The following is a 4,829-nucleotide window of genomic DNA, read 5'->3' on the forward strand; positions in this document are numbered from 1 at the left end:
ACATCCACCCCAGCAAGGTCGTCAATCTGGGCGACGAGGTGGAGGTCATGGTGCTGGACATCGACGAGGAGCGTCGCCGCATCTCGCTCGGCATCAAGCAGTGCGCCATGAACCCCTGGGACGAGTTCGGCGTCACCCATAAGAAGGGCGACCACGTCTCCGGCAAGATCAAGTCGATCACCGATTTCGGCATCTTCATCGGCCTGGACGGCGGGATCGACGGCCTGGTGCACCTGTCGGACATCTCCTGGGACGAGCCCGGCGAGCAGGCCCTGCGCCGCTACAAGAAGGGCGACGAGTTGGAGACCGTGGTCCTGTCCGTGGACCCGGAGCGCGAGCGCATCTCGCTCGGTGTCAAGCAGCTCGATCGCGACCCCTTCTCCAGTTTCGTGGCCATCCACGAGAAGGGCAGTGTCGTGATCGGTGCCATCACCGAACTCGATGCCAAGGGCGCTACCGTCGCCCTGGGCGACGGGGTGGAGGGTTACCTGCGCTCCTCCGAGATCTCGCGTGATCGGGTGGAGGATGCCCGGGCCGTGCTCAAGTTGGGCGACGAGATCGAGGCCAAGTTCATGGGCGTGGATCGCAAGAACCGCACCATCTCGCTCTCCATCAAGGCCAAGGATCAGGAAGAGGAGCAGGCGGCGATCAAGGGCTATGCCCGCGACATCTCCGGCGGCGCCACGACCTTGGGCGACCTCCTGAGAGAGCAGATGGAAGAGGCCGGGCGCGACTGATCAGTGCCGGGTCCCTTCAGGTCTGAATCGGGGGGGCCGCTCGGCCCCCCCGGTTTTCCCTGGTGACCCCCGCGGGCTTCCCGCGGGCTACCTTTACTAAAAGGAATCGACACCATGACGAAATCCGAGCTGATCGACGTGCTGGCGGCCGAGCAGGATCACCTGCCCTATAAAGACGTGGAAGAGGCCGTGCGTAAGGTCATCGACCGCATGAGCACGGCCCTGGCCGGCGGCGAGCGGATCGAGATCCGCGGATTCGGCAGCTTCTCACTGCACTTTCGCCCGCCGCGGATCGGCCGCAACCCCAAGACCGGGGACGCCGTTTCCCTGGCCGGCAAGCATGTCCCACATTTCAAGCCCGGCAAGGAACTGCGCGATCGGGTCAACGACGCCTTCGAGGCCAGCCGCGAGGACGAGGCGCCGACCAAGCCCAAGCCGGCCGCCGCCGCGCGCGGCTGAGCCGCCGCCGCACGGAGTCCAAGGCTTCAGCCTTGGCTTTCCTCGCCAAGGCTGAAGCCTTGGACTCCAGTGCCTAGGCCCGCAGCCTGGATGCAGCGCAGCGCAATCCTGGTCTTGCACCAGCGCTGGGAAGATCGGGCGGCGCACATGATGGGTTTCGCTGCGCTCTACCCACCCGACCTACGACCTACGGCCGGCCAGCCGCCGACCTTGCCCGCCGCCCGCGGCGCGGCTATGCTCGCGCTTCTAACGAAGGTCGACACCGACGAGGAGCGAGACGATGAAATTTCCTGTCCTGATACTGGGCCTGGCCCTGTCCCTCGGCGCACTGACCGGCGCCGACGCCGCGGAGCCGCCGATCGTCATCAAGTTCAGCCATGTGGTGGCGGCCGATACGCCCAAGGGCAAGGCGGCCGACTTCTTCGCCAAGCGTGCCGCCGAGCTGACCGGCGACAAGGTGAAGGTGGAGGTCTACCCCAACAGCGCGCTCTACAAGGACAAGGAGGAGCTGGAGGCGCTCCAGATCGGCGCGGTGCAAATGCTGGCGCCCTCGCTCGCCAAGTTCGGCCCGCTGGGCGTCAAGGATTTCGAGGCCTTCGATCTGCCCTACATCTTCGGCGGCTATGACGATCTGCACACGGTGACCCAGGGCCCGATCGGCGCGGCGATCCTGAAGAAGCTGGAGCCCAAGGGCATCGTCGGACTGGCCTTCTGGGACAACGGCTTCAAGTCGTTTTCGGCCAGGTCCCCGATCAAGACGCCGGCGGACATGAAGGGCAAGAAGTTCCGCATTCAGTCCTCCAAGGTGCTCGAGGAGCAGATGCGCGCGCTGGGCGCACTGCCCCAGGTCATGGCCTTCTCGGAGGTCTATCAGGCGCTCGACACCGGGGTGGTGGACGGCACCGAAAACCCGCCATCCAACATGTTCACCCAGAAGATGTACGAGGTGCAATCCAATCTGACCATGACCCAGCATGGCTATCTGGGTTATGCGGTGATCGTGAACAAGAAATTCTGGGACGGTCTGCCGGCGCCGCTGCGCGGCCAACTCGAACAGGCCATGAAGGAGTCGACGGACCTGGCAAACCGGATCGCCCAGGAAGAGAACGACAAGGCCCTGGAAGGCATCCGCGCGAGCGGCAAGACCGCTATCTATGAGCCGACCGCCGAAGAGAAGCTGGCCTTCAAGAAGCAACTGGTCCCGGTGCACAAGACGATGGAGGGGCGGGTCGGCAAGGACCTGATCCAATCCATCTACGAGGTCACCGGCTTCAAGCCCGACTCTTTATAAACCGCTTATAAACCGCGTCCGGTCTTACACGCGAGGTTTGTACATCGGTGCAACCTCGCGTGAACCAACAGGCGTCATCGCTGACGCGGTTTATCTTGTTAACTGCTTTCATTTTTTAAGCCGCGTCACGCCCAGTGCTGCCAGGGGTCGTGAGGCCGGGGTCACTCAAGCCCATGAATGCAAATGCGGACGCGGCTTAAAAAATGAAAGTGCTTGATCGTCTTGAGGAATGGCTCATCGTCCTGCTCATGGGCGGGGCGACGGCGATTGTGTTCGTCGCGGTGATTCACCGTTATACCTCCGGCCTGGACATTCCCGTGGTGCAGGACTGGCTCTTGTCGCTCAACTTCGGTTGGACACAGGAGCTGTGCATCATCATGTTCGTCTGGATGGCCAAGTTCGGCGCCGCCTACGGGGTGCGTACCGGCATCCATGTCGGGGTGGACGTGATGGTCAACCGCCTGGCGGACAAGAACCGCGCCCGGGTGATCCTCTTCGGCCTGCTCTCGGGCGCGCTCTTCACCGGCATCGTCGCCACCCTCGGCGCCCGCTTCGTCTGGGAGAACGGCGCGCACTACGGCATTTTCAATCTCTTGGGTCTGAGCACCGGCGAGCTGCCGGAGGGCCCGACGACCCCTGACCTGGAATGGCCGACCTGGGCGGTCTATCTCGCGGTCCCGCTGGGCTCGGGCCTGATGTGTTTCCGCTTCCTGCAAGTGGCCTACGCCTTTTTCCGCACCGGGGCCCTGCCGCAGCATGACCACGGCCATGTCGAGGGTCTGACTGAAAAGCCGCTGCCGGTCGATGTCAATATCTACGACATGGACGACAACCTGCACTTTCGCGATCTGACTCACAAGCCGTTGGGCGAATCCGCCGAGCGGGACGCGGCCGACCGTAAGGACGGCCAATCATGAGCGCCGTCATCATCTTCGGGCTGCTGCTGGCGCTGATGCTGACCGGGATGCCGATCTCCATCGCGCTCGGCCTCACGGTCCTGACCTTCCTCTTCACCATGACGCAGGTCCCGCTCGAGGCGGTGGCGCTCAAGCTCTTCACCGGCATCGAGAAGTTCGAGATCATGGCGATCCCCTTCTTTATCCTCGCCGGTAATTTTCTTACTCACGGCGGGGTGGCGCGACGCATGATCGCATTCGCCTCGGCGATGGTCGGACACTGGTACGGCGGGCTCGGGCTGGCCGGCGTGGCGGCCTGTGCGCTCTTCGCGGCGGTCTCGGGCTCCAGCCCCGCCACGGTGGTGGCCATCGGCTCCATCCTCTTGCCGGCGATGATCAAGGCCGGTTTCCCCAATAAGTTCGGGGCCGGCATCATCACCACCTCCGGGGCCCTGGGGATCCTGATCCCGCCGTCCATCGTCATGGTGATGTATTCGGTGGCGACCAATACCTCGGTCGGTGCCATGTTCATGGCCGGCGTCGTCCCCGGTATCGCGCTGGCCGGCGTGCTGGGCGGCGTCACCTGGTGGCGGGCGCGCAAGTTCAATTACCCGCGGCAGCCCAAGGCGAGTCTCGCCGAACGCCTGCGGACCTTTAAGGATTCGCTGTGGGGCCTGCTGCTGATCGTCATCGTGATGGGCGGCATCTATGCCGGGCTCTTCACCCCGACCGAGGCCGCGGCCATGAGCGCGGTCTATGCCTTTGTCATCGCGGTCTTCGTCTATAAGGACCTGCGTCTCACGGACGTGCCGCGGGTGCTGCTGAACTCGGCGAACATGAGCGCCATGCTGCTCTATATCATCACCAACGCCGTGATGTTCTCCTTCATCCTGACCAACGAGAACATCCCGCAGTCGCTCGCCGACTGGATGCTGGGCCAGGGGCTGGGGCCGATCGCCTTCCTGCTGGCGGTCAATGTGCTGCTGCTCATGGCCGGCAACTTCATGGAGCCCACCTCGATCGTGCTGATCTTCGCGCCCATCCTTTTCCCGGTGGCGATCAAATTGGGGATCAACCCGGTGCACTTCGGCATCGTCATGGTGGTGAACATGGAGGTCGGCATGTGCCACCCGCCGGTGGGTCTCAACCTCTACGTGGCGTCCGGGATCACCAAGATGGGCATCACCGAGCTGACCGTCGCGGTCTGGCCCTGGCTGCTGGCGATGCTGGGCTTTCTGATGGTCGTCACCTACTGGCCGGGCCTGTCCATCTGGTTCCCGAGCTGGCTGGGGATGATGTAGCTCCAGCATCCCCCATCGGGTGCGATCAGAACTGATGTGTTGACGCCGCTCCCGTAGGGTACGCATCGCGTACCCACCGAGCCGCGGCAACCTCTGGGGCCAGGCGTCGTTGTCGTTGTCGTTGTCGTAATCGAACAATCCGATC

6 protein-coding genes are annotated in these 4,829 nt (G+C 63.7%); 5 read left to right on the forward strand and 1 reads right to left on the reverse strand.

The window, feature by feature from the left end:
* The 5 genes from QZY48_RS05210 to QZY48_RS05230 all read left to right on the forward strand — a co-directional run.
* Positions 1-737: S1 RNA-binding domain-containing protein (locus tag QZY48_RS05210; RefSeq protein WP_295428638.1), on the forward strand; the 737-nt coding region annotated here is incomplete at its 5' end.
* A 114-nt stretch (positions 738-851) separates the two neighbouring features.
* On the forward strand, positions 852-1,196 hold the full coding sequence (locus tag QZY48_RS05215; protein WP_295428641.1) for an integration host factor subunit beta: 345 nt from the start codon (positions 852-854) through the stop codon (positions 1,194-1,196).
* 280 nt (positions 1,197-1,476) lie between these two features.
* A complete protein-coding gene (locus QZY48_RS05220) occupies positions 1,477-2,487 on the forward strand; it encodes a TRAP transporter substrate-binding protein (RefSeq protein ID WP_295428643.1) in 1,011 nt (336 codons plus the stop codon).
* Between the two features lie 203 nt (positions 2,488-2,690).
* On the forward strand, positions 2,691-3,404 hold the full coding sequence (locus QZY48_RS05225) for a TRAP transporter small permease (RefSeq protein ID WP_295428646.1): 714 nt from the start codon (positions 2,691-2,693) through the stop codon (positions 3,402-3,404).
* On the forward strand, positions 3,401-4,684 hold the full coding sequence (locus QZY48_RS05230; RefSeq protein ID WP_295428648.1) for a TRAP transporter large permease: 1,284 nt from the start codon (positions 3,401-3,403) through the stop codon (positions 4,682-4,684). The genes QZY48_RS05225 and QZY48_RS05230 overlap by 4 nt, the downstream gene beginning before the upstream one ends.
* Here QZY48_RS05230 and QZY48_RS05235 read toward each other — a convergent pair.
* Positions 4,633-4,829, reverse strand: a 197-nt coding sequence (locus tag QZY48_RS05235; RefSeq protein WP_295428651.1) for a hypothetical protein, incomplete at its 5' end; no start/stop codon positions are given. The two genes, QZY48_RS05230 and QZY48_RS05235, sit on opposite strands and share 52 nt — an antisense overlap.

Origin of the sequence: uncultured Thiodictyon sp., from assembly GCF_903828115.1 — a bacterium.
In the GTDB taxonomy this organism is placed as follows: Bacteria; Pseudomonadota; Gammaproteobacteria; order Chromatiales; family Chromatiaceae; genus Thiodictyon.